Origin of the sequence: Emticicia sp. BO119 (assembly GCF_013912375.1) — a bacterium.
Lineage (GTDB): Bacteria > Bacteroidota > Bacteroidia > Cytophagales > Spirosomataceae > Emticicia.
The window spans coordinates 85,509-108,552 of record NZ_JACETV010000005.1 but is presented as its reverse complement, the minus strand read 5'-3'; the positions used below and the strand labels follow the sequence as shown (position 1 = coordinate 108,552).

The 23,044-nt window shown below is 39.7% G+C and carries 25 protein-coding genes and 1 tRNA gene; 11 read left to right on the top strand and 15 right to left on the bottom strand.

Features of this window, described 5'->3' with window-relative positions; translation table 11 throughout:
* On the bottom strand, positions 1-672 hold the full coding sequence (locus tag H1R81_RS16960) for a TatD family hydrolase (protein WP_181841941.1): 672 nt from the start codon (positions 670-672) through the stop codon (positions 1-3).
* Between the two features lie 39 nt (positions 673-711).
* Between H1R81_RS16960 and H1R81_RS16955 the strand changes: the two genes are divergently transcribed.
* On the top strand, positions 712-1,179 hold the full coding sequence (locus H1R81_RS16955; RefSeq protein WP_181841940.1) for a GNAT family N-acetyltransferase: 468 nt from the start codon (positions 712-714) through the stop codon (positions 1,177-1,179).
* A gap of 2 nt (positions 1,180-1,181) precedes the next feature.
* Here the strand turns inward: H1R81_RS16955 and H1R81_RS16950 are convergent, their stop codons facing one another.
* Positions 1,182-2,819 (bottom strand): CotH kinase family protein, encoded by a 1,638-nt coding sequence (locus H1R81_RS16950; protein ID WP_181841939.1) that lies wholly within the window; start codon positions 2,817-2,819, stop codon positions 1,182-1,184.
* Positions 2,820-2,844: 25 nt separating this feature from the next.
* Positions 2,845-4,218, bottom strand: coding sequence for a DNA/RNA non-specific endonuclease (locus H1R81_RS16945; protein WP_181841938.1), 1,374 nt, complete (start codon positions 4,216-4,218; stop codon positions 2,845-2,847).
* A 256-nt stretch (positions 4,219-4,474) separates the two neighbouring features.
* Here H1R81_RS16945 and H1R81_RS16940 point away from each other — a divergent pair, with 256 nt between their 5' ends.
* Positions 4,475-5,599: a site-specific DNA-methyltransferase gene (locus H1R81_RS16940; RefSeq protein WP_220275246.1), complete on the top strand. Its 1,125-nt coding sequence runs from the start codon at positions 4,475-4,477 to the stop codon at positions 5,597-5,599.
* Positions 5,600-5,627: 28 nt separating this feature from the next.
* Here the strand turns inward: H1R81_RS16940 and H1R81_RS16935 are convergent, their stop codons facing one another.
* Both H1R81_RS16935 and H1R81_RS16930 read right to left on the bottom strand, forming a co-directional pair.
* On the bottom strand, positions 5,628-6,218 hold the full coding sequence (locus H1R81_RS16935) for an MjaI family restriction endonuclease (RefSeq protein WP_181841937.1): 591 nt from the start codon (positions 6,216-6,218) through the stop codon (positions 5,628-5,630).
* Positions 6,218-6,427, bottom strand: coding sequence for a helix-turn-helix domain-containing protein (locus H1R81_RS16930; protein WP_181841936.1), 210 nt, complete (start codon positions 6,425-6,427; stop codon positions 6,218-6,220). Before H1R81_RS16930 ends, H1R81_RS16935 begins: the two co-directional genes overlap by 1 nt.
* Before the next feature lie 236 nt (positions 6,428-6,663).
* On the opposite strand from H1R81_RS16930, the gene H1R81_RS16925 reads away from it, so the two are divergent.
* From H1R81_RS16925 to lptC, 4 genes are read left to right on the top strand one after another with little or no spacing between them, the layout of a single operon-like run.
* Positions 6,664-7,455, top strand: a complete 792-nt coding sequence (locus tag H1R81_RS16925) for a ThiF family adenylyltransferase (RefSeq protein ID WP_181841935.1) — start codon at positions 6,664-6,666, stop codon at positions 7,453-7,455.
* Positions 7,456-7,457: 2 nt separating this feature from the next.
* Complete coding sequence (locus tag H1R81_RS16920; RefSeq protein WP_181841934.1) at positions 7,458-8,285, top strand: type III pantothenate kinase; 828 nt, start codon at positions 7,458-7,460, stop codon at positions 8,283-8,285.
* The gene (locus tag H1R81_RS16915) at positions 8,260-9,561 is read left to right on the top strand and encodes a hypothetical protein (protein WP_181841933.1); all 1,302 of its coding nucleotides are present in this window, start codon (positions 8,260-8,262) and stop codon (positions 9,559-9,561) included. The genes H1R81_RS16920 and H1R81_RS16915 overlap by 26 nt, the downstream gene beginning before the upstream one ends.
* Before the next feature lie 20 nt (positions 9,562-9,581).
* Positions 9,582-10,169: an LPS export ABC transporter periplasmic protein LptC gene (gene lptC, locus H1R81_RS16910; protein ID WP_220275245.1), complete on the top strand. Its 588-nt coding sequence runs from the start codon at positions 9,582-9,584 to the stop codon at positions 10,167-10,169.
* Between the two features lie 113 nt (positions 10,170-10,282).
* Here lptC and H1R81_RS16905 read toward each other — a convergent pair whose 3' ends face one another.
* From H1R81_RS16905 to msrB, 5 genes are all read right to left on the bottom strand, one after another.
* Complete coding sequence (locus H1R81_RS16905; protein WP_181841931.1) at positions 10,283-10,687, bottom strand: cytochrome c; 405 nt, start codon at positions 10,685-10,687, stop codon at positions 10,283-10,285.
* Between the two features lie 45 nt (positions 10,688-10,732).
* A complete protein-coding gene (locus tag H1R81_RS16900; RefSeq protein WP_181841930.1) occupies positions 10,733-11,341 on the bottom strand; it encodes an SCO family protein in 609 nt (202 codons plus the stop codon).
* Positions 11,342-11,410: 69 nt separating this feature from the next.
* Entirely contained in the window at positions 11,411-11,803 is a 393-nt protein-coding gene (locus H1R81_RS16895; protein WP_181841929.1) for a hypothetical protein, read from the bottom strand.
* A gap of 26 nt (positions 11,804-11,829) precedes the next feature.
* Complete coding sequence (gene recN / locus H1R81_RS16890; RefSeq protein ID WP_181841928.1) at positions 11,830-13,488, bottom strand: DNA repair protein RecN; 1,659 nt, start codon at positions 13,486-13,488, stop codon at positions 11,830-11,832.
* Positions 13,489-13,772: 284 nt separating this feature from the next.
* Positions 13,773-14,276 carry a peptide-methionine (R)-S-oxide reductase MsrB gene (gene msrB, locus H1R81_RS16885; RefSeq protein WP_220275244.1) on the bottom strand — a complete coding sequence of 168 codons (504 nt, stop codon included), beginning with the start codon at positions 14,274-14,276 and terminating at the stop codon, positions 13,773-13,775.
* 166 nt (positions 14,277-14,442) lie between these two features.
* On the opposite strand from msrB, the gene H1R81_RS16880 reads away from it, so the two are divergent.
* From H1R81_RS16880 to H1R81_RS16860, 5 genes are all read left to right on the top strand, one after another.
* Entirely contained in the window at positions 14,443-15,021 is a 579-nt protein-coding gene (locus tag H1R81_RS16880) for an NlpC/P60 family protein (protein WP_310588087.1), read from the top strand.
* A 73-nt stretch (positions 15,022-15,094) separates the two neighbouring features.
* Complete coding sequence (locus H1R81_RS16875) at positions 15,095-18,220, top strand: PD40 domain-containing protein (protein WP_181841927.1); 3,126 nt, start codon at positions 15,095-15,097, stop codon at positions 18,218-18,220.
* A gap of 93 nt (positions 18,221-18,313) precedes the next feature.
* Positions 18,314-18,387, top strand: a tRNA-Ala gene (locus tag H1R81_RS16870).
* 272 nt (positions 18,388-18,659) lie between these two features.
* Positions 18,660-19,115, top strand: a complete 456-nt coding sequence (locus H1R81_RS16865) for a LexA family transcriptional regulator (protein ID WP_181841926.1) — start codon at positions 18,660-18,662, stop codon at positions 19,113-19,115.
* 2 nt (positions 19,116-19,117) lie between these two features.
* On the top strand, positions 19,118-20,389 hold the full coding sequence (locus tag H1R81_RS16860) for a Y-family DNA polymerase (RefSeq protein ID WP_181841925.1): 1,272 nt from the start codon (positions 19,118-19,120) through the stop codon (positions 20,387-20,389).
* A 58-nt stretch (positions 20,390-20,447) separates the two neighbouring features.
* On the opposite strand, the gene H1R81_RS16855 is transcribed toward H1R81_RS16860, so the two are convergent.
* The 5 genes from H1R81_RS16855 to H1R81_RS16835 form a co-directional block, all read right to left on the bottom strand.
* Positions 20,448-20,867, bottom strand: coding sequence for a hypothetical protein (locus tag H1R81_RS16855; RefSeq protein ID WP_181841924.1), 420 nt, complete (start codon positions 20,865-20,867; stop codon positions 20,448-20,450).
* Positions 20,860-21,393: a phage holin family protein gene (locus H1R81_RS16850; protein WP_181841923.1), complete on the bottom strand. Its 534-nt coding sequence runs from the start codon at positions 21,391-21,393 to the stop codon at positions 20,860-20,862. Before H1R81_RS16850 ends, H1R81_RS16855 begins: the two co-directional genes overlap by 8 nt.
* 90 nt (positions 21,394-21,483) lie before the next feature.
* Positions 21,484-21,960, bottom strand: a complete 477-nt coding sequence (locus tag H1R81_RS16845; RefSeq protein ID WP_181841922.1) for a lysozyme — start codon at positions 21,958-21,960, stop codon at positions 21,484-21,486.
* Complete coding sequence (locus H1R81_RS16840) at positions 21,936-22,115, bottom strand: hypothetical protein (protein ID WP_181841921.1); 180 nt, start codon at positions 22,113-22,115, stop codon at positions 21,936-21,938. Before H1R81_RS16840 ends, H1R81_RS16845 begins: the two co-directional genes overlap by 25 nt.
* A 54-nt stretch (positions 22,116-22,169) precedes the next feature.
* Positions 22,170-23,030 (bottom strand): hypothetical protein, encoded by an 861-nt coding sequence (locus tag H1R81_RS16835; RefSeq protein WP_181841920.1) that lies wholly within the window; start codon positions 23,028-23,030, stop codon positions 22,170-22,172.
* Between the last annotated feature and the right edge of the window lie 14 nt (positions 23,031-23,044).

The window sequence follows — 23,044 nt, the reverse complement described above, 5'->3', positions numbered from 1 at the left end:
TCATAGATTTAACCCCAAATAATTATCAAAAATCACTTTTTCCAATTCCTCCACTGATAAACCTTTCACCGTCGCCGCTTTTTGATAAATATCCATAATTGAAATGTCTTTATCGTCAGTTTCAAGAAAAAGTCTTTCCAGAGGAATTTCCTGTAAAACTTTCAGGGCGTTTGATTCTTCTTGTAGTAATGCTCCGCCTAAAGATAAATAGAAACCTTTGTCGAGTAATTGCCGGGCTATTTCAATTTTTGTATTGAAGCCATGCACCACGGATGGCACACGGGGTCTCACTATTTTTTTGATGGAAATCAGCTCGTTATAACACCGAACGCAATGGATGATAACTGGCTTTCTGACATCTTCTGCTATTCGGATTTGCTTGATGAAAATTTCTTCCTGTACAGATAGTGGAGAACCTTTGAGTCTGTCAAGGCCGCATTCTCCTATGAATTTTATGGTGGGTTCTTTAGCAATAGCAGCCAGTTTTTTTAGCTGGGAATTGGATAGCTTTTCGTTGATATACCAGGGATGAATGCCTGCTGATAGCCAGTTTTCAGTGTTTTGTAGCTCGAAATCCTCTAAGGCTTCTTCTGCGTCAGGGATTATCTCGTTGAAAATAATCTGTTCGTTGGCTTGTTTTTTCAAAAGATGTGTATGTAAATTGAGCAGCATTTTTTTCTTCCGGATTATTAATATTAGCCACAAATATATATGCCCGATTTATCAATTACTATCAAATGTGTACCTTTCTCTGAACTCAGTCTTGAAGAATTATACGCTATTCTTGCCTTAAGACAGGAGGTATTTGTTGTAGAACAAAACTGCCCCTTCCTCGATGCTGATGGCAAAGATAATGTTGCACTACATTTGATGATATTTGATGAAGACGAGAACCTGGTGGCTTATACAAGGCTTTTTGATAAAAACGTGTATTATGAAGGTTATGCCTCAATCGGTAGGGTGGTAACTTCACCGAAAGCCAGAGGTGGTGGTTTGGGAAGGATACTGATGAAACACTCCATAGAAAAAGTGCTTGACCTGTTCGGACAAGCACCTATAAAAATCGGAGCGCAAAAGTATCTCGAAAAATTTTACCAGTCGTTAGGTTTTGAACTGACTGGCAATGATTATATCGAAGACGGTATTCCGCATACTTATATGATTTATCCGGTAAACTAACTTTACTGTTGTATCATCTTCTTTACAATTTTATGTCCGCTTGCTTCTAATTGCAGCAGGTTAATACTGCTGAGGTGCAAAGTTGATGGTACCTGAATCATTACCTGATTTTCGCCTATCTGCAAGGTCTCCTGAATCCGGGTGAGTATCCTGCCATTGGCGTCATACAAAATCAGATTTGCTTTTTCGGATTTGGGCGAATGAATGTTTACGTAAATCCTGTCCAGAAACGGATTCGGGTAGGCGTTCATGGACAGTATATTCGGGCCGTTTTCTTCATTTCCAGTAATCCTCAAATCGGCTGGCTGTTTGATGTTCGCATCGAGCCATATCAATCTGTTGGCAACAAATTGTTTTAGTTCGTCAACCTCACCAAACCACGTACTCGAAATAGGATTTGGTTGTGGCCAGACGTAAACTCCTAAAATCGGCCATCTTTGAAAATTACGGAAAGCCGGAGCCTGTAACTGGGTAGTCAGGCTATCGATATACTTATAGATTTTGTCTAACTGAAATGCTCCCCGTTTGCGTTGAAAGGCGTATTCTTCTCCCAATTCACGTACAAAGGCAGAATCTTCCATCATACGTTCCCACCAGAATGGCACCTGAAAACCATCGTTCGGACAAACATTATTGAATTTATAAGAAAACCCCTGATAGTATTGGCCTTCGCAATAATTTCCGTTGCCATAGGCAATGTCGTAGTCCCAGGGTGGACCGGCCTTTATTTTCCCCCCTTTGCTGTCTTTATCTTTATAGAAAAAAGTACTGATCCGATACCCGTCTACGTTTTTTGAAATCTCATTAGTCAGAAACAAACCAATAAACGAATGTGTATCAAAATACTTCCGGTAGCCGTTTTCCTTATCTCTGAAACTACTGCTCTTTAGCGCAGACTCGGCATTGGATACATAGGTGCTGATATATTTTTTTTGTTCTGGTGTAATGCTTTTGGGGGCTTCGTACTGGTAATAGGTACGATTGGTAACGGGAGGGTTATTCTGGTATTGCGAGGTCCAGCCACCTAAACCTGTACCTGTAGTTTTATCTACTTTAAAAATATATCCGCCTGTAATATCATCGCCTGTCAGGTCGTCTTCTTTTAGTTTGGCTATATCTACTCTACCTTTTGCCCGTTTGATTTTCTCCATAAATACATATACCCCCATATACTGGTTGTTTATAAATAGTTCTACATATTGGGTACGGCTGGCATACATGCCCATCTCGCGTGCCAGCTTCATGGTAAGTACATTGTGCATCAGGCTTTTTTCGTTATAAGACGCATAGAGTATCCAATCAGATTCTTCGGGCATACCAAACAAACTGGCATCAATGGCATTGTTTTTATCGTCCCACAGTTCAAATCCATAGCTTTTTTTAGGAAACATCTGTGACGACGAACCACGGGTTTCGATACCGATAGAGCCACTATAATGATTGGGTTTGTCTGTCAGGTTATTAGTTTTACCAGGGCCGTTGTAGATGATTTCCATTTTAGCTTTCACTTTGGGGTCGTCATAGATCTGGCCTTGTGTAGTAATAAATATAATGGGCAGATTGGAAGAATCGAAATTCTGTGCCAATACAAAAGCTGAATGTGAGCAAAGTAAAAGCAGGTTAAAGTAGAATTTTCTCATAGATGGTTTATTTTTCCTGGTGTTATTATTGTCGGGTGGCAGATACCTTTATGGTGGGGCCATCGTCCATTCTACTTTCTAACGTTTTCTGAATAGCCGTTGGTACGTTCGACAAAAAATCATAGCCTGTTATTTTTTCCAGATCATCAACACTTAATCGGTATTCACCCCATTGGGTCTCCTTTATCGTTTGTTTATTCGGAATATAGACCGCAATAATACGTGTCTGCTCGTTGATTCTGTTTATATCATCTGTGCCAATCGGCAGAATAACAATCACTTTCCACACGTATTCGGGTACTACCATTTTGCCGTTGTCCAACGTAAAACTTTTTCCACCGTTCGAGCCTATTCCTGCCTTTCCATAAACTCCTGCTATTATATATAATTCATTTCCGGCTTCGGCTATTTTCCGGCAATAGGTCTCAAGGTCTGCCCATGCACCACGATTATTGTTGGGGGCTTGCGGGATGATATTGGTTAAGATAAAGGTGGATTCATTATCGGCAAGGGTTCTGTCTCTATCGTCTGACGGGCACAGATGTCCTCTATCGAAGCCTGAGCCGACATAATCGCTATTCTGCACCTTATACCAACCTGAAGGCAGGGTATCGTCAGGCCTGAAATTATCCGTTCTTTGTATATCCCCTTTCCAGGCGGTGCTTAAATGCCAGCTTACCCAATTAGCCGAGCTGCGGGCTTTGCTATAAGACAACGTGTATTGGGGTTTTATCATCAGATAATTATTCTCGTCTTTGGGTATAGCATTACTCGGATTGCCCAAAGTCAGATTATCGTCACGTGTAGGTTTGGTTGAATTGTTAGTAGGAGTGGGGATAGAGGCGGAGATAATAATCGAAATATCATCAATATTCAATCGACTGCTCCCTCCTGATACTTTTCTGATTTCAAAGCGGGCCTTATTGGGCTCGTTGATGGTTACCTGCATAAAGCTGATTTTGCTGCCATCTGTCTGGAAACGATTCTCCAGCCTTGTCCAGTTAGCGCCACTGTTTCTTGACATATATAGTTCCCATTCACTGTCTCCGTCACCTTTATAGGCGGCATAAGCCATTTTTATCTCTCTTACTCCCTGTATATCGTAGTTCATTCGCACAAAACCCTTTTCTCTGATTCTGATGGCTTTTTCGCCGTTACGGGTATCATTGGCCCCGCTACCTATCAGCGCGTCTTCAAAATACCAGTCACCGCCAGATAACTCTACATTCGCTGCTGAATAATTACCTTTTGATATGTCTTCCAGACCTTCCGGAAAGCCTTTGGCAAAGCTTACTTTGTTAGTATTAGTAGTGTTAGTAGAAGTTTTAACAGGCAGGCATGAACCGACAAAAGCAGTAATAAACAGGAGTAGTATGGATCTTCCGGGAAACGCAGACATAAGGAAATTTACATTTTTTCTCAAAAATAGCGAAAAAATTGGTAGGGTTTGTGGGAATGTTAAGAAGATGTTGTGTCAGTCGAGCACAATTTCTATTAACTAAGGAGTGTGATATTATTGTTTAAGTAAAATTCTGAAATGAATTTGAGTTAATTTTATTTTATTAGTTTAACGAGGAATATTGAGAAATAAGTATTGCCAAATTTATATGTGGTTTCAAATGGCGCCATAGTATAGATTCATTTATCTTTGCAGAATGAATACAGCGAATACAACCCACCAGATATTTATAGGTGCTTCCCAGCAGATGCAACAAATCAATGATAGCTCTATTGAGCTTGTTGTTACATCTCCGCCGTATCCTATGATTGAAATGTGGGATGAAATTATGTCTAAGCAAAATCCTCTTATTGAAGGAGAGCTCAGGAATGGCAATGGAACAAAGGCATTTGAGCTGATGCATCAGGAGTTGGATAAAATCTGGGCAGAAGTGGAGCGCGTGTTAATACCCGGAGGTTTTGCCTGTATTAATATCGGCGATGCTACACGCACCATTAATGGAGAGTTTGCACTCTATCCTAATCATTCAAGAATTATCACTGCATTTCAGCAATTAGGCGTGCCTAATCTGCCGAATATCCTTTGGAGGAAACAAACCAATGCTCCAAATAAATTTATGGGTTCTGGTATGTTGCCTTCAGGTGCGTATGTAACATTAGAGCATGAATGGATTCTTATTTTCAGAAAGGGAGGGAAAAGAGTATTTAAAACAGAATCAGATAAACAAAGACGAAAGGAAAGCTCTTTTTTCTGGGAAGAAAGGAATATCTGGTTTTCAGATTTATGGGATTTAAAAGGTACTAAGCAAAACATTAATGGCTCCGAAACTCGTACAAGAAGCGCGGCGTATCCTTTTGAATTACCTTACAGGCTTATTAATATGTATTCATTAAAGGGAGACACAGTCTTAGACCCATTTTTAGGAACGGGTACTACTACTTTAGCGGCTATTGCCACAAACCGAAATAGTATAGGATATGAAATTGACCCATTATTCCTCAATATCATCCGGGAAAATATAGAAGCAACCCCTGTTCAGGCTTTTAATAACCTTATTCAGAACAGAATAGAACAGCATAAAGTATTTATTACTGAAAGAAATGCTGACCCTAAAAAGGAAGAGATTAAGCACTTTAATACGAATCTGAACCTGCCAGTTATGACATCGCAGGAAACAGATATTAAACTCCTATTTGTTGAACAACTGAATAATATATCTTCTGATCAGATAGAAGTGAGTTATTCACCTATCAGGCCCGAAAAAGAAATATCCTTCAAAAAATCAACTAAAAAAGCTGCGCAGACGGCTATAGAGTTTTGATTAGTTTAAATTTTATTAGGACTTTTTATTATAAAAACTCATTTTCGTCAAACTCAACAACTATCTCACTTTTCTTTTTATCATAAAAAACAATGGGTACATCAATGACCTCGTTCAGACTCATTTTTGTTTTATAAGTGATAGGCTTTATGCTCACAGGTTTTTCTCCTATATAGCCATCAATGCCTCTACTTTCTTCTTCGGGTTTCGCTAAACGATAAACTGTATTACATTGCAGGGCTATTTTTTTCAGGATAGCTTCCTGATATTTTAAACCAGAAAATGTTTTTACAATCACAAGTTCTTCTATCCAGTCTCTGACCAAAGCCTGGTCAATCTGTTCAATGGCAGTTTTAAAAAGGGTGATCATAGTATAAACTTTTTCTGCTGCCGCATCAATTGCTTCCGGATGTTTCTCTAAATACCATAGTTCCCAGTCTGACAATGCCGCTCCTTGAAATTCCTGTATCAGATCACTCATCTGCCCCACAATCCTGGCTCTTGTTCCTTGCGCATTCTGGTTAGCCAGATTCATTAACTGAGTAGTATATCTTGGAAATTCATATTTCTTTCCCGACAAGAGTTCCTGTATTTCTGTATTAGGTATTTTTAGTTTCATTATAAATCTTTAAATAAATCACTAAGCGAAATGTTTAATGAGGTAGCTATTTTTTCTAAGTTTACGATTGAGATATTTCTCTGGCCATTTTCAACGCTTGCAATATAGCTACGGTCCAAATCGGCGGTATAGGCCAAATCCTTTTGAGACATATTCGCTATGTCTCTGTATTCCTTTATTCGCTTACCGACTTTTTCTTTAATATTCATAATACAAAAGTGAAATAATGTAGATTATAAGTCAAAGACTATAAGTAACACTTACTGTTATTTTGCGTTTAGCAAAGGCAGGATTTATTAAATTTGTCAATTTACTAAATCATATAAAAGAGATTAGAGCTATAATAGGCCAATTTAATCAAGGCCGATTTGAAAAATCGTAATATATTATTCACCTATTTCTCCTTACCTTTGAAGTTTATTAAACTTACTACACTTTAAAGAATATGCCTGCCTGGTTGTCTCGGTCCGAATTGTTGGTCGGAAAAGAAGGAATTGATACTTTACAAAATGCCCACGTTTTGATTGTTGGATTGGGTGGTGTAGGCTCGTTTGCGGCCGAGTTTATCTGCCGTGCAGGTGTGGGCGAAATGACCATCGTCGACGGCGACGTAGTTGACCCAAGCAACCGGAACAGACAATTACCTGCCCTGGCTACTAATCATGGAGTATCGAAAGCTGATATTATGGCCGAGCGCCTGATGGCGATCAACCCGGAATTGAAACTGCATATAGTGAAGGAGTTTCTGACACCAGAAAAATGCCGCGAGATTCTGACGGTGAGGTATGACTATGTAATGGATTGTATTGATAGTATTACACCAAAGCTGACTTTGCTATCGACGGCCTATGAGCAGAAACAGAAAATTGTGAGTTCGATGGGAGCAGGAGGGAAGGTAGACCCGACCAAGCTTGTAGTAGCAGATTTGTATGATACCTACGAGTGTCTGTTTGCGCAGTATGTACGTAAGCGTATCAAGAAACTGGGTGTTGATTATGGAATTAAAGCCGTTTTCTCTACTGAGGCCGTTAAGCGGGATTCACTGATACTGACAGATGGTAGCAATTTCAAGCGTTCGGCTTATGGCACTATTTCGTATATACCTGCAGCCTTTGGTGGTATTTGTGCGTCTGTCGTGATAAGAGAATTGTTGGGATACCCGATTGAGATGGTGAAACGCCCGAAGAAAATCAGGAAGAAGTCGAAGAAAGGAGGCATCAAAAAAACTGAAGAATAGCCATGTTCGGAGTTGTTGACATCGGAAATACATTTGCCAAAATAGGTCTTTTTGAAGGAGATGAACTGGTAGAAGTAAGCACTGGCCTGGAAATTGAAGCACTGGACGATTTTCTTTCGTTAAAAAAAGTTAAAAAAGCCCTGATTTCGTCTGTAACGAAAAATCAGCAGGAATTAGAAGCTATATTTGAGCAGGTTACGTTTGATAAACTGATACTGACCCCATCAACGACCTTGCCGATTGAGAAAGATTATGAAACACCGGAAACGTTGGGGTCTGACCGAGTGGCAGCGGCTGTAGGGGCAAATTTTCTGTATCCTGAGTGCAATTGCCTGATTATTGACATGGGTACAGCCATTAAATATGACTATGTGTCGATAGAGAACAAGTATGTGCCTACAGATGGAGAAAAGCGGAAAGGAGTGTTCTGCGGGGGCATAATTTCCCCTGGTATGAGGATACGATTTGAGTCGCTCCATACGTTTACAAAAAGATTACCCTTAGTGAGTGCAGACGGCATACCACACCTGATCGGGAAGAATACTATAACGTGCATTCAAAGCGGTGTTGTGAACGGAATCATTGCCGAAGTAAACGGGATGATAGAAAATTACAGCAAATTAGGCAAATGTCAGGTAATCTTATGCGGCGGAGACGCTTCTTTCTTTGAAAGTCAAATAAAAAAGCCGAACTTTGCGCGCTCATTTGAAATTGGCCTGACAGAAAACCCGCCGATTGATGATACAAAAATTGAACTGATACCAAATTTAGTCCTGATAGGGCTAAACCGAATTTTAATATACAATGTTGAAAAACTTACTACTCCTTAATTTTTTTCTCGTTTGCACACTTGTACTTACTGATACTTACGCTCAAAGAAAAGAATCCAGACTCACAGGTAATTCGCCTTATTCGGCCTTAGGTATTGGCGATATTCCTTCTTCGGGTGCAATTCCGAGTGACGCGATGGGCGGAACGGGCTTAACTTTCGGTAATGGTATCTATGTTAATACGCTGAATCCTGCCATGTTGGTGAAAACCCGTTTTGTGGCATTCAGTACAGGAATGCGTGGACAATACAGAACTATTTCGGACGGTACTAACTCACAAACTGATTTTGGTGTAAACCTGAGCCATGTGCTGATGGCGTTTCCGATAAAACCTAAATGGACAATGTCGGTAGGATTAAGACCACATTCAAGTGTAGAATATGAAGCAAGATATACTTCACCGATTCAGGGTACAGAAAATTCGGTACAATATATTTATAAGGGTCAGGGTGGTTTTTCAAAAGCTTCATTAGGAACAGGCCATCTGATTGGCAAATCTTTGTACGTTGGTGCTGAGGGATATTATTATTTCGGGAGTGTAAGCCGTGACACTACTTCAAGATTATTGCTGAATGATGGTGAAGATTATTACCTGCGCTATACTGACCGCATTAATGCCAATGGCTTAGGATTGAAAACCGGATTTATGTGGCAACAGAAACTCAGCAGCAAATGGTTTCTGAATGTGGGAGGTACTTATGAGTTACAAAGTAAACTGAAAGGTAGCCAATTGCGCAGTTTATCGACACTAATAGAAGGACAAAACGGCCCGCAGGTTCTTAAAAAACCTGATACATTAGGTATTGCCACAGGTAACCTGAAGCTGCCCTCGCAATATGCTTTGGGAATCAGTATAGAAAGTCCGTTGAAATGGATTTTTGCAGTAGAATACAGCAAACAGGATTGGGCTGCCTACCGTAATTTTCTGGGCAGAGCCGAGAGCAATCTGACAGCCGGCGACCGTATTTCGGTGGGGGTAGAGTTTTTGCCTAAAGTTACCTCAACGGCTTATTTCGACCAGGTATTCTATCGTGTGGGTTTTCAGCAAACCAAAACACCTTATTTAGTAAATTCTACACAGGTAATGGACAGGAGTTTCTCCTTTGGGCTCTCTACACCGCTCGGATTCAGGAACTTGAGCTATATTGATTTAGGTTTATCTGTCGGGTCAAGAGGTGTTACCGGTAATGGATTAGTGAAAGAAAACTATTTCAAGGTTTCTTTGGGCTTCTCGCTGGTTGATACCCGCTGGTTTATTAAACCTAAAATTGATTAATAGCTTTTGCTATGAAAAGTATGGCTACCATCAGTATCAGAAATCTGATTCTCTGCCTGTTTGTGTCTGGCAATCTGTTGCTTGTCTCCTGCGAGGACAAAAAGAAAACAGGTGCGCCTCAGAAGTACAATGGCCCGATGATGGTAACCGATAACCTGTCAATTATGCTGAGCGATTCGGGGAAGACAACAATCAAGGTTACTACAGCCAAACAAATAAAACTACAGAACGAAGACGAGATTTATCCGAAAACAGTATATGTCACTTTTTTTGATAAAAATGGCGTTGAGTACTCTTCCCTCAGGGGTGATTCAGGGCGTTATTTCAGAAATGAGGGATTGTATAAGGTAATGGGAAATGTCTTCTTCTTTAATCGTCTGCAACAACAAAGCCTTTCAACCGACCTTCTCAACTGGAGCTCTACCAGAAAAATAATCTATACCGATTATCCTTTTATTATCAAGACCAGATTCGATGAGATTCATGGAATAGGAATGGAAGCAGATCAGGATTTTACCCATTATACCATGCGCAAAACCAAAGGTGTCTTTGCCATAGATTCCTTAGAAACAGGTGGAGCTGCGGAGGTGGATACTACGAGTAATTAATGGAGAATTTGTGAATAATAGGGTACTATGGCTTTATATTTATTTCGATAAGGTAAACGGGAGTTCTTGTTGTTTTACAATTGACTGCTCATTACGCCACTTTTGGTAATTCATTATTTTTTATTCAGTATCTTTTCTACTTCCTCTACCGTTGTAATCTTTCGCTCATTGCTCCATTCGCTGTAAATATAGGTAACAACTTCGGCAATGTCCAGACTTTGCAGGTGGCTGTTGGCTGGCATGGGTTGGTTATAGGTTTTGCCGTTTACTTTTATTTCTCCTGCCAACCCGTTTTTAATGGCTAAAATTACCGCTGATTTATCTTTTAGATAATCACTTCCGACAATGGGCGGATAGAGGTTTTGTAGTCCTTTACCATCTTTCTGGTGGCAGTTGGCACAGTTTTGCTCAAAGATTTCTTTTCCGCCTATATAGTATTGTTCCAGTTTTACCTTTTCTGGTGATTGGCAGGAGTTGAGGAGGATGAGGAGGGGAATATATTTTATTTTTTTTATCATGAATCTGTACAATTCTCCGAATTAAATTCTATCTTTTTAATAAATCTATTCCTTTTCCTTCAGCAAAACCTCCATATCTTTCATCAAACGGCTTACCTGGTCTTCTTTAGTGCCATCGTACTGCCCACGTATTCTGCGCTTTTTATCGACTAATAAGAAGGCACCGCTATGTATATAACCGCCTGCGGCAGCAGAATCTTCATTTGCGGTTACCATGTATTCTTTTTGACCTAATTCATAGATGGTTTTTTTATCTCCTGTAACAAAGTGCCAGAAATTACCTGAAACACCCAGGCGTCTGGCATAGGCTTTCAGAACAGCCACCGTATCATGACGAGGGTCAATTGTATGCGAGAGAATACCTACCTCAGGATTATCCTTGAATTTATCATAGATGCGAAGCATCTGGGTCTTCATAATCGGGCAAATTGTCGGGCAGGTTGTAAAGAAAAAATCAGCTACATAGATTTTGTTTTCGTAGGTTTTATTAGTAACCAGATTGCTGTCCTGATCAACCAATTGAAAATCAGGAATGGTATGATACACCGAGTCGCCGTTTATAAATTCACGCTCGCCCAATATGGGCAGTTTTTTAGGCTGGCAGGCACCAGTAATGATTGCCAGACCAGTTAATATAATCAATAAGTGCTTCATATAGTAAAAAACCATTCGGGATAATCCTGCCCCGAATGGAGATAGTTTTTCGTTAAAACCCTGGTTTCTCTACTTTAAAAAGTCTTCTGCTTTGTTCTTGGCATCAAGGGTTTTTTGCTTAATCTTGTCGCCGTCTGCTTTCAGTTCAACCAGCGCATCTACTTTTTCCTGGCTGTCTTTCATATCAGCGGCATCGCCCAGTTTAGGCATCCAGATTTCCATATCATTATAGGCCTGGTCAAGCGCTTTAGAAATGGCTAAGGCCTGTTGTTTAGCTGTTGTATCCATTGTTTCGGCTTTTGCCATTACTTTCTCACGATAATCCTCCAGTTCCATACTTACTGGCATTATCTCGTCATGAAGTTTAAATGTTTCTTCTTTTAACCTGATTGCCTCATCAGCAAACTTATTGGAACAGGAAATAGCAAAAATGATGACTGATACATACAATAGTACTTTCATTGTAATTGGTGTGTTGGTTTATAATCTTATACATTTACTCCTAAAATCTCTATGGCACTGTGGATAGCGCTTTCTGAAGGGTTTTCGCCACCTATCATTTTGGCTATTTCTACAATGCGTTCATCGGCTTTCAGCTCACGCATTCTACTGACGGTTCTGGTTGAACTATTATCTTTATACACAAAGAAATGGCTTGTGCCACGGCCTGCTATCTGGTGTAAATGCGTGATGGCTATTACCTGTAAACTCTGTGCCATTTCACGCATCATTTTACCTACTTTTATAGCCACCTCACCCGAAATACCTGTATCAATTTCATCGAAAATGATGGTAGGTAACGAGCGTTTGTCGCCTAAAACATACTTGATGGCTAACATTAAACGAGAGAACTCTCCACCCGAAGCTACGTCTTTCAACTGGCGTGGTGTAATACCCTTATTGGCACTGAAAAGGAAGTTAATCTGGTCAATACCATCGTTGGTGAGTTTGCCGGTATCGTGGTTGATTTTCAGCGTGGCGTTTGGCATACCTAATTCTATCAAAAGACCAACTACACGTCTTTCAAGTTCCGGTAAAACTTTCTGACGGGCTTTTGATAATACCTCTGCCGATTTGGTAGCCGTTTCAAAGGCTTTGTCTACACGCTCTTTGGCTGCGGACAGATTCTCACTCAGATTCAGTACCTTGCTTACTTTCTCTTCTAAAATCGCCTGTATCTCCAACAATTCACCGTTCGATTTTACGGCATGTTTTTGTTGCAATTTGTACAGTAAATCTAAGCGGGTCTGAATCGTTTCTATCTGATTGCTATCTAATTCAATACTCTCTTCTTCCGATTCAATATCACGGGCTACATCTTTCAGTTCGAGCAGGCAAGACTGGATACGGTCTTTATATTGTTGATATTCAGGAGAATAGCCAGATATAGGATTCAGATTGCCTACTGTACTTTGTAATACCGACAGCACCGATTGCTCGGTGTCAGTCAGGTAGGTATAAGCCGTACGCAGTCGTTGCTTTACTTCTTCGGCGTGTTCAAGAATATTCAGTTCCTGCTCTAATAGTTCTTGTTCGTTGGCTTCTAATTTGGCTTTTACGAGCTCATCTAACTGGAAACTATTGTATTCAAATTCTTTCTTGTTCTGGTCTGATTCGGCCTGTAGCTGCTCGTAGGCATCCTGTAGTTTTTTATAGGTACGATATTTATCCTGATACTCTACCAGTTTGTCGTAGGATTGCGCATAGGTATCTACAATTGTCAACTGATATTCATTCGAGCCCAACTGGATAGAGTCGTGTTGCGAGTGAATATCCATCAATTGCGAAGTGATTTTGCGAAGCGTTTCAAGCGTAACAGGAGTATCATTAATAAACGCACGGGATTTACCACTTGGCGCAATTTCGCGACGGATGATACAGGGGTTTTCGAAGTCAAGTTCCTCTTCGTCAAATATATTTTTTACATAGAAGCCCTCCATAGAGAAAGTGCCTTCAATGATACATTTCTCGGCTTCATTGTAGAGTGTTTTTACGTCAGCACGATTCCCCAGCAGTAAACCTATTGCACCCAGCATGATAGATTTTCCTGCTCCGGTTTCGCCTGTAACAATATTCAGTTGGGCATCTGGAGAAAGTTCGAGGTGCTCAATCAGGGCATAATTCTTAATCAGAAGATGTGAAAGCATGCAAAAAGCTTTGTTTGAGTGATTAAGCTATTGAATAATTTAAGCGTTTAAAATAGCTTATAAAAACGATTGAAATACCTGTTTATATACAAAAATATGTCCAGAATTATTGGCTATAAAAGTATTATCCCAAACTAATTCAACGCCGGAATGTTATAAAAAATTCATTAGGTTGATTGGGCAAATTTAGGAGTAAAAAGAAGAAGGTATCAATGTTTTACATAAATTTTTTGTAAAACATTGATACCTTCTTTTATTAATACAGACTTTATAATGAAGGGTCTTTACTTCTTCACAAACTTCAACGAAACCGAGTTCATACAGTAGCGTAAGCCTGTAGGTTTGGGGCCGTCGTCGAAAACGTGTCCTAAATGGGCTTTACAACGGTTGCACACTACCTCTGTGCGTACCATGCCGTGGCTGGCATCTACTTTGTTCTCCACACTACAGTCATTGAGAGGCTTATAGAAACTCGGCCAACCAGTACCGGATTCAAACTTGGTATCTGAACTGAAAAGGTCTAAATCGCAGCATACACATTTATAGATTCCTTTTTCGTGGTTGTCCCAGTATTCGCCTGTAAAAGCTCTTTCGGTACCTGCTTTGCGGGCAACGGCAAACTGTACAGGGCTCAGTTGTTTTTTCCATTCAGCCTCCGATTTTTGTACTGTTTCAATCTTGCAATCGGGTTTAGCGTTTGCTTTGGTTTTATTCTGTGCATAGGTCTGGATGGTCATTAGCACACACACTATTACAGCGATGCTCTTCCAGAATGTTTTATTTTTCATTGTTTTTATAAATAGATTTTATTGAATTTATATGTTTTCTATGTGTGACAGTTAATGGATTTGTAGAACGACCACACCTTTAATTACGGAAAAATTAAATAAAAAGTTTTGAATTTTTATACTTTGGCATAATTTTAACGTTAGATTAAAAAAATGCTTTCCAAACGTGCCTGACTCAAGAAAACTAATCAGAACCTTATACCTGCTCAGTATATTGTTGAGCGTTTCGGCCTGCGAGGTTTTGCGCTCCAAAAGCAAAGCAGAAGAATTAGCGGCTAAAAACAAGCCTAAACCTGCCTACGAAAAACGCCCGGTAGTAAAAACCAAAGCCAGAAAACCGGAGGTGTATGTTTCAGCGAGTGTCAGGAATCTGATTAAAGTAGCACGCTCATACACAGGTGTACCTTACCGTATTGGGGGTAATGACGAGCGAGGTATCGACTGCTCTGGTCTTTTATGTAATACTTTCAGAGAATTTGGCATTCAGCTTCCCCGAGTTTCGTGGCAACAATCTGAGTTTTTTCCTGCGATTGACATACCTAATATCCGTACAGGCGATCTGGTTTTCTTTTCAGTTAACGGAAAAGTGGTCAACCATGCCGGGATTGTGACAGAAGTAAGAAGTGAAGATGAAGTCATTTTTATTCATGCTTCAACAAGTAAGGGGGTGATTGAAGATAATATGATGACCAACTACTGGAAGGCCAGATTTGCCAGTGCCTGTCGTCCTGATTTCGCTAAATAAATTTTCGGGGTAGTTTTTAAGCTATTTTCTCTTAAATTTCGTTATAAGAAGAAAATAACACTACGTCGCAGGTATGAGAAAAACCTTGTTGGTAATTATAAGTCTGATTATCAGTAACTTATCATTTTCACAATCGCAATATTTCGGACAAAACAAACCTCGTTACAAATCATTTGGTTTTAAAGTTTTACAAAGCCCTCACTTTGAATTATACCACTATTTTAAAGATAATACCGTACCGAACGACATTGTTATTAACAGCGAACACTGGTATAAAATCCATCAGGAAGTTTTCAAGCTCGCTTTTATTAAACCCAATCCCCTTATTATTTATCAGAATCACCCCGATTTTCAGGAAACAACTGCTATCAGCGGACAAATAGGTGAAGGCACTGGCGGTGTAACAGAAGGGTTGCGCAACAGGGTGGTGATGCCCGTGATGTATTCTAAACGCCAGACAGATCATGTTTTGGGGCACGAACTGGTACACGCGTTTCAGTATCAGTTAATGACCGCCGGAGACTCCACAACCTTAGCCAATATTCAGAATCTACCACTTTTTATGGTTGAGGGCCTGGCCGAATATATGTCGTTGGGGAGAGTAGATGCTCACACGGCTATGTGGATGCGTGATGCTGTGTTGAGTGACGATATACCGACCATTAAAGACCTCGTAACCAAAGAATACAAATACTTTCCGTATCGTTGGGGGCAAGCTTTCTGGGCTTATATAGCCGGCACTTATGGCGACGACATGATTCGCCCACTATTCAGAGAAACCGCTAAATATGGTATTGACGCAGCCTTTAAACGCAACCTGAAAATGGATATAGAACGTTTTTCTAACCGATGGAAAAAGGCTTTGGTTGATACGTACACTCCCTTGCGACAAGGTACTTCTACCATTCCGACCGGGAAAGAAGTGGCTTCGGTGAAAAATGCTGGTGAAATGAATCTATCTCCTGCCATTAGTCCGGATGGTAATTTTGTTGCCTATATTTCTTCAAAAAATGTTATTTCATTAGATATTTTTATTGCAGAAGCTCATACGGGTAAAATTGTCCGAAAGATTGAAAGTACTTCTTTTGGTTCTCACGTTGATTCTTACAGTTTTCTGGAAACTGCCGGAGCGTGGTCGCCGGATAGCCGGAGTTTAGCTTTAGTCATACAAAGCAAAGGCCGTAATAAATTATCTATTATCGATGTGGGTACAGGTGGTAAGCGCACTTTTGAGCTGAAAGGGGTTGATTCTTTTACTAATCCGGCGTGGTCGCCTGATGGTACTACCATTGTGGTTTCGGGACTAATGAATGGCACAAGTGATTTATATGCCTTTAACCTTAAAGATGAGACTGTCAGAAATCTGACTAACGATGATAACTCAGACCTGCAACCGGCGTGGTCGCCTGATGGCAAATGGATTTACTTTGTATCAGACCGCTCGCATAATTTTGCCCGCTTGGAAAAAGCCGATTTTTCAATTTCAAGATTAGAGTTAAGCTCTTCGAAAGTTGAAACCTTTGCCTTCTTTCAGGGGGCAGATAACCTCAATCCTTTAGTAGACCCTACCGGAAATTTTGTGTATTTCGTGTCAGATGCCGATGGTTTCAGAAACCTGTACCGTTATTCGCTTGCAGAAAGCAGTATTGAAAAACTAACCAACTATTTTACAGGTATCAGCGGTATTACCATGTATTCTCCTGCGGTGAGTATTGCCTCAAAAACAGGACAATTGGTGTACTCCTATTTTCAGGGAGGTAAATACAACCTGTATGTAGTAAAAGAGGGTGAACTGACAGGCAGGCTGGTTGATAATAAAGTTGATAAAACCGCAGCCACCCTGGCTCCGGTAGAGTGGAAAGAGGGCCGGAACATTGTGCAGACTAATCTGAATAAACAGCATATTTTAGGCAGAATACAAACCGATAAACTGAAAACGCTCAGGTATAATCCGAAATTCAAATTAGATTATCTGGGGAGCTCGGGCGTTGGGATGTCTACCAGCCGCTGGGGAACGGGTCTTGGTGGAGGTATAGTAGGTCTGGCCAGCGATATGCTCAATAATAATCAGGTATCGGGTGTATTGGCTTTGAATGGAGAGTTACAGGATTTTGGCGGACAGTTTGCCTATCTGAATCAGAAAAAACCATTGCAATGGGGGGCCAGTATATCACGGATTCCCTATCGTTTTTCTGACTATCAGCTGACTAACAAATATATTACCGACCCTAAAGTAAAAGCAAGTCTGGGTATTCCGGCTACTGATTCATTGATACAGTCGAGCTATAACCTGTATCGTTTGTTTATCAATGAAGTGGGTCTTTTTGCTTTTTACCCACTCAGCAGAAGCAATCGCATAGAGGTTGGGGGCAGTGCCAACTGGTATAGTTACAGCGGTCGTATTTATAGTGATTATTATGGTGTAAGCGATGCAGCAGGCAGCTACTACCGGGGCAGCGAAACTCCGCGAAGGATTCCGCAGGCAGAGTTGCTCGAAAAAGGATTCAAGCCTTTTAATCTACAACAATTATATGTGGCCTATGTGGGTGATAATACTACCTTTGGTACTACCGCCCCGCTGAACGGCTATCGGTATCGCTTTGAGCTTTCAAGATACTTTGGCGATATTGCCCATAATGCCATTACTGCCGATTACAGAAGATATAAATATATGAAGCCGTTTACAGTGGCGGCAAGGTTGTATTATTATGGCCGCCTGAATGCAAAAAACATAGATGATTATAACAGATTATACCCGATGTTTCTGGGGTATCCGTGGTATATGCACGGTTTCTGGGGTAAGTCATTGGGGAATCAGACCTCTACCCTTGCTTTAAGCGAAGAGCAGCTAAAAGGCTCACAAATGGGGCTTACCAATATTGAATTGAGGCTACCTTTTACAGGCCCCAGGAAATTGGCACTGATTGATTTTGCTTACGTGCCTACCGACCTGAATTTCTTTTTTGATATGGGTATGGCCTGGGATGACACACGCTCGCCCGGGAAAACCTACGAATATATTTTCAGCGATGGTGAGAAACAAAGATTAGCCTTAAAACCGATTATCAGTACAGGTCTGAGTTTGCGTATCAATGCTCTTGGTTACCTGATATTAGAGCCTTATCTGGCGTTTCCGATATACAACGGTAAAGTACAGAGAGGCGTAACGGGAATTAATTTTATGATTCCGGGCTGGTAATGTTTGGAGTATTGAGAAAAATTTGCATTTTTGCGTTCCCTAAGAAAACTCAGGTTCATTTTTTCGGGGACACCCAGTCGGGGACACCCAGTCGGGGATGTAGCTCAGTTGGCTAGAGCGCTTGACTGGCAGTCAAGAGGTCGTGGGTTCGAGTCCCATCTTCTCCACCCCTTAAAAGCCTGACAGTCAATGGGTTGTTAGGCTTTTTTTATGCACTTTACTTTCTTCTCTACTAGTACTTGCAATAAAAGTTGCAATAAACGATTCATTTTCAGTGAAATTTCATCGAAAATTAAATTTCTATCTTCTAAACAAATTGTGTATATCAGTAATTATTAAACTCTTTTACTTTTGCATTATTCTTGCCTTTCCTTACTTACTTGATATTACTTTGCTGATTTTTTAGAATCCCAATTGTACATTTAAACTTATAACTCCAATGAATCCCCTTATTTTCAGGAGGAGTGAAAACTCTTTTGAGTTTTATCGCTTCGACCCTCACACACCTTTACAAAAAATCCCCATGTACCTGCATACAGTACAAGCAGGGTTTCCTTCTCCCGCAGAAGATTACATTGAAGTAGCAATCGACTTAAATAAGTTTTTGGTTGATAGACCTTCTTCAACATTTTATGTTCGTGTCAAAGGATTGTCAATGATTAATGCAGGAATCATGGACAATGCTTTGCTCGTGATAGACCGAAGCGAAAAACCCAAGGATGGGAAAATAGTCCTCGCTGTTGTGAATGGTGAATTCACTGTTAAAACCATTCAAAAGATCAACGGTGAAACGTATTTAATGCCTGCAAATGAAGCTTTCAAACCTATCAAGGTAGAGCCTGAAATGCAGTTCATTGTCTGGGGCGTAGTTAAATATATAATCAATGAAGCTTGATTATGTTCGGCATAATTGATTGTAATAATTTCTACGCCAGTTGCGAGAGGTTATTTGTACCGAAGCTTGCCAAAGAGCCGGTTGTTGTGCTATCAAATAATGACGGTTGTGTTATTGCCCGGTCAGAGGAAGCCAAGGCATTAGGTATTAAGATGGGAGCAGTTGCACATGAAATTGAAGATACAATCCAAAAATATAGTGTAAAAGTATTTTCAAGCAACTATGCATTGTACGGAGATATTTCTAACCGGGTAATGGAAGTAATCAAAAGTCTTGCGCCGGCTATAGAAGTATATTCTATTGATGAGGCTTTTGTTGATTTGTCAGATATGCCTTATCATGATTTGGAAGGGTTTGTGCATAGTATCAGGCAAACAATTCTGCAATATGTAGGTATTCCTGTAAGTATTGGCGTAGCCAGAACAAAAACATTAGCTAAAATCGCTAATCGTTTTGTAAAGAAACATTTAAGAGAAAAAGGTGTCTGTGTATTAGATAATCCTGTTGACATTCAAATTGCACTTCAGGCAACTAAAGTCGAAGATATTTGGGGAGTGGGTTATCAGTACTCGAAAATACTTACTGAATTGAGTATTTTTAATGCCCTGCAATTTTCCCTGTTGAATCCAAATTGGGTGAAAAAGAAAATGACTATACAGGGCCTTCGTACACTTCGGGAGCTGAATGAATTTCCTTGCTTAACTCTTGAATTACAACCAGAACCTAAAAAAGCTATCCTCAACAGCCGGAGTTTTGGGAAGTCACAGAAAGATAAGGTAATTATAAGTGAGGCAGTATCCACTTTTGCTGCTCGTTGTGCAGAAAAGCTCAGAAAGCAAAAAAGCAGTGCAAATCTTTTAAATGTTTTCTTATATACAAATCGTTTTCGTAATGAACCACAATACAATATCTCACGAACCATTGAAATAGAAAATGCTACGAATGATACAGGTGATTTGATTGGTGCCGCTTTACGAGTGTTAGATATTATCTATAAGCCCGGATTCAATTACAAAAAATGCGGGGTAATGGTTAGCGGCATTGTGCCAGAAGACTTTGTACAAACTAATCTTTTCTTTGAAATTGATTTGGAAGTTGGAAAGAAAAACCGGGAAATCATGAGGCGTATGGATGAATACAATAAAAAAGTTGGACGGGATACTATCCGAATGGCGGCCATGGGTTTTGGCCGTGAATGGAAGTTACGACAAGAATATAAGTCTCCTCGCTATACTACTGTTTTAGGTGAAATACTGACAATTAACAATGATTAAACAAAAAAAGGCCGTTCAATGAGCGGCCAATTTCAAGTAACCCAAAAAGTAAAAAATACTATAAAAACTTTCGTTTTTTCTTTGCTCTCTCAAGGTCTTTTTCTAATTCAAGTACCTGAGCCTCTAATTTCGCTCGTTGCTTATTAATCACGATCACACTATCCCTCATCACTTTAATTATTGATTGCACAGAAGGAATTAAGCTATTATTTAAGCTATATAATTCGCTTTTGTTTTTTGCTTCAATAAAGGCTTTTGTCAGGCGTGTTTTATAGATTTCAACCGAATCACTAAAAGCATTTATATGATATTGTAAAGAGTCTTTTTGCTTCTGTTTGTCAATTTTCAATAATTTATACTGCACTTCAAAAACATCACGTTCTGCTGCTTTTTTGAAAGTTGCTACAATAAACCACACAAAAAAAGCTATACTTGCAATACCTGAAAGCGATAGCCAGAATTTTATACTTTTAAACATTGTCTTTATTAGTTAATTTTGAAATATCTTGATCATCTACAAATTTCTCAACTCTACCCATCACAGATGATGGCGTTTTAATGCCATAGGCATTTTTCAGATTATCATTAATACTAAGCATTTCCACCCCTGCAAAAAACAGGATGGAAGTCATGAGAGGTATATTCAGTAAAGAATCAGGTATATTGATAATTGTATTATTCAGATTCAATACAAAGAGCATTATTGTAAATGCACCTAATGCCAACAAAAATATAATATAGCCTAATACCTTGTTGACCGTCTTTTCTTTCATTATCCTATAATCATACGCGCCTGCTTTTTTTGCCCTCCTGACTCCTGTGAATGTATCTATTACTATCAAGAAAAACAGGCCTAGAAATAGAATGATATTGAATTGCCAGGTTTTTATGATAAAGCTGATAATGCTCGATAACAAAGCAAGAAAAGCAACCATGTCAGGATGAGAGAATATTTGCTGTTTAAGTTGAATCAAAGCAAACTTGATATTTTGATAGTTTAACATGGTTGTTTTTATTTATTTTGTTTACATTTGAAACATAGGCCAAGCCTATATAAAATTTTTTTTAACAATATCGACGTAAGGTAAGGGCTATCAGTTTGATAGCCCTTCTTCTTTTATAGGCATAAAATATAAATCAGCCTCCCTCTTTCTACGGTTAGTCAATCCATCTATTACTACCAATTTGCCACTTTTGGTACCTTTATTCCATTTGAGGAATTCGGCTTTTATTGATAGGTCATTTGGGTTGAGAAGTATTTTCTTTTTAAGCGTCGAAAGATTGAAATTTCTTGAACCAATATTATAGATCAGAGAAGCGATAGCATCATACTGATGCTGATTCAATCCATCGGGTATATGCCCTGCATAATTCTTTTTGAATACCTCAAGCAATAAAAGTTCAGCTTGCTTTTCAGTGATAGGAGGGTCTGATTTTGATACCCTTTTCCCGTCCAGATAAAAGGTACTACCATAACCAATTGTCCAGATGCCTACACTATCCTGATAAGGCCTTGCTTTGAATGCTTCAGATGATTTTATTTCTGCTAACCCTTTTTCTGATAATTGCATGATTGACAGATTTTTTGATTTTTGACAGCCTCAAGTACCTTCTCCAATTCATGATAAATCTCAGTAAATGTCTTTTCCTGAGCCGATTCAGCCGTAAAACAGGCATTCTGATACTGTAGCGTAGCATTATCCTGCATGGATCTGTAGAGTAACACAAAAAGCACAATGCAAGCAGCAAATAAAACCACTACGCCAAAATAGCTATTTCTTTATAATTTTCCATTGACGTTGATTTTGATGGTCCTTTGATAATCTGGCATATCACGCAATCCAAGCAGATTAGTATCAATACTATAATAGGCAGTTCCAGACCCTAAATCTTCCCGGTGCAACCTTCGTTCGGTGCCGTCCGAACTCCAGGGGAAATGCACCCAGAAGTCTACCACTAAATCGCCTCTGTTTTCTACCTGAATCGTATAAATATTGCCTAAAGGCAGAAATACATTACAATCCTCTGATAGTTGAGGTAGGTATTGTTTATCAGGATGATTATTTCCAAACAGCCCGCCCAACCGCCCCTCTACTGTCGGTTGTTTCTGAAATACCTCTACCCAAACCTTTCCTGTCTGGTCGGTGATTTTGTAGTTAACTATTGATCGCTTTTCACCGATATTTTCACCAAGGCTGATGCTATGCGTAGCTAATTGAATATTCAACCTGTTAGGGTCTTTGTGTTTCAGGATTTCTTCTGATAGGAAAATGTCTGATACCTCAGCATATCCGGGTATATTGAGCTTTACATTGCCTATCTGATTGTCAGGTTGAGGATTGACTATTACAGGGGCTTGAGGCAATGACGGTTTGCTGACAAAATCCCAGATATTCGGATTAATAAATTGAGGCGTTGTAAAACCTACTAATTTAAGCGAACTGGCATTGATAGTAATAGATTCTGCAATAGTCGCTTCATTGACAAGCACAGTCCCATTTTCAACTTCATACCAGGTATAAAAAGAATTGTTTGCAGGAAAAATCACATAGGCCTTGGCAAAGGTTTTAGGCACAAGATTCTGAGCAGTACTCAACAGGCTTGTAAGGGCAAATAGCCCTATAAACAGGAGTTTTTTCATTTTTATTTATTTAA

Bases quoted from the DNA above. Each gene is read 5' to 3' on its own strand.
- H1R81_RS16920 (WP_181841934.1), top strand. From the start codon at position 7,458: ATGTTCGGAGTTGTTGACATCGGAAATACATTTGCCAAAATAGGTCTT.
- msrB (WP_220275244.1), bottom strand. From the start codon at position 14,276: ATGAAAAATAAAACATTCTGGAAGAGCATCGCTGTAATAGTGTGTGTG.
- H1R81_RS16900 (WP_181841930.1), bottom strand. From the start codon at position 11,341: ATGAAGCACTTATTGATTATATTAACTGGTCTGGCAATCATTACTGGT.
- H1R81_RS16850 (WP_181841923.1), bottom strand. From the start codon at position 21,393: ATGTTAAACTATCAAAATATCAAGTTTGCTTTGATTCAACTTAAACAG.
- H1R81_RS16895 (WP_181841929.1), bottom strand. From the start codon at position 11,803: ATGAAAGTACTATTGTATGTATCAGTCATCATTTTTGCTATTTCCTGT.
- lptC (WP_220275245.1), top strand. From the start codon at position 9,582: ATGGCTACCATCAGTATCAGAAATCTGATTCTCTGCCTGTTTGTGTCT.
- H1R81_RS16845 (WP_181841922.1), bottom strand. From the start codon at position 21,960: ATGCAATTATCAGAAAAAGGGTTAGCAGAAATAAAATCATCTGAAGCA.
- recN (WP_181841928.1), bottom strand. From the start codon at position 13,488: ATGCTTTCACATCTTCTGATTAAGAATTATGCCCTGATTGAGCACCTC.
- H1R81_RS16875 (WP_181841927.1), top strand. From the start codon at position 15,095: ATGAGAAAAACCTTGTTGGTAATTATAAGTCTGATTATCAGTAACTTA.
- H1R81_RS16855 (WP_181841924.1), bottom strand. From the start codon at position 20,867: ATGTTTAAAAGTATAAAATTCTGGCTATCGCTTTCAGGTATTGCAAGT.
- H1R81_RS16915 (WP_181841933.1), top strand. From the start codon at position 8,260: ATGTTGAAAAACTTACTACTCCTTAATTTTTTTCTCGTTTGCACACTT.
- H1R81_RS16835 (WP_181841920.1), bottom strand. From the start codon at position 23,030: ATGAAAAAACTCCTGTTTATAGGGCTATTTGCCCTTACAAGCCTGTTG.
- H1R81_RS16935 (WP_181841937.1), bottom strand. From the start codon at position 6,218: ATGAAACTAAAAATACCTAATACAGAAATACAGGAACTCTTGTCGGGA.
- H1R81_RS16955 (WP_181841940.1), top strand. From the start codon at position 712: ATGCCCGATTTATCAATTACTATCAAATGTGTACCTTTCTCTGAACTC.
- H1R81_RS16945 (WP_181841938.1), bottom strand. From the start codon at position 4,218: ATGTCTGCGTTTCCCGGAAGATCCATACTACTCCTGTTTATTACTGCT.
- H1R81_RS16905 (WP_181841931.1), bottom strand. From the start codon at position 10,687: ATGATAAAAAAAATAAAATATATTCCCCTCCTCATCCTCCTCAACTCC.
- H1R81_RS16960 (WP_181841941.1), bottom strand. From the start codon at position 672: ATGCTGCTCAATTTACATACACATCTTTTGAAAAAACAAGCCAACGAA.
- H1R81_RS16940 (WP_220275246.1), top strand. From the start codon at position 4,475: ATGAATACAGCGAATACAACCCACCAGATATTTATAGGTGCTTCCCAG.
- H1R81_RS16950 (WP_181841939.1), bottom strand. From the start codon at position 2,819: ATGAGAAAATTCTACTTTAACCTGCTTTTACTTTGCTCACATTCAGCT.
- H1R81_RS16930 (WP_181841936.1), bottom strand. From the start codon at position 6,427: ATGAATATTAAAGAAAAAGTCGGTAAGCGAATAAAGGAATACAGAGAC.
- H1R81_RS16925 (WP_181841935.1), top strand. From the start codon at position 6,664: ATGCCTGCCTGGTTGTCTCGGTCCGAATTGTTGGTCGGAAAAGAAGGA.
- H1R81_RS16865 (WP_181841926.1), top strand. From the start codon at position 18,660: ATGAATCCCCTTATTTTCAGGAGGAGTGAAAACTCTTTTGAGTTTTAT.
- H1R81_RS16860 (WP_181841925.1), top strand. From the start codon at position 19,118: ATGTTCGGCATAATTGATTGTAATAATTTCTACGCCAGTTGCGAGAGG.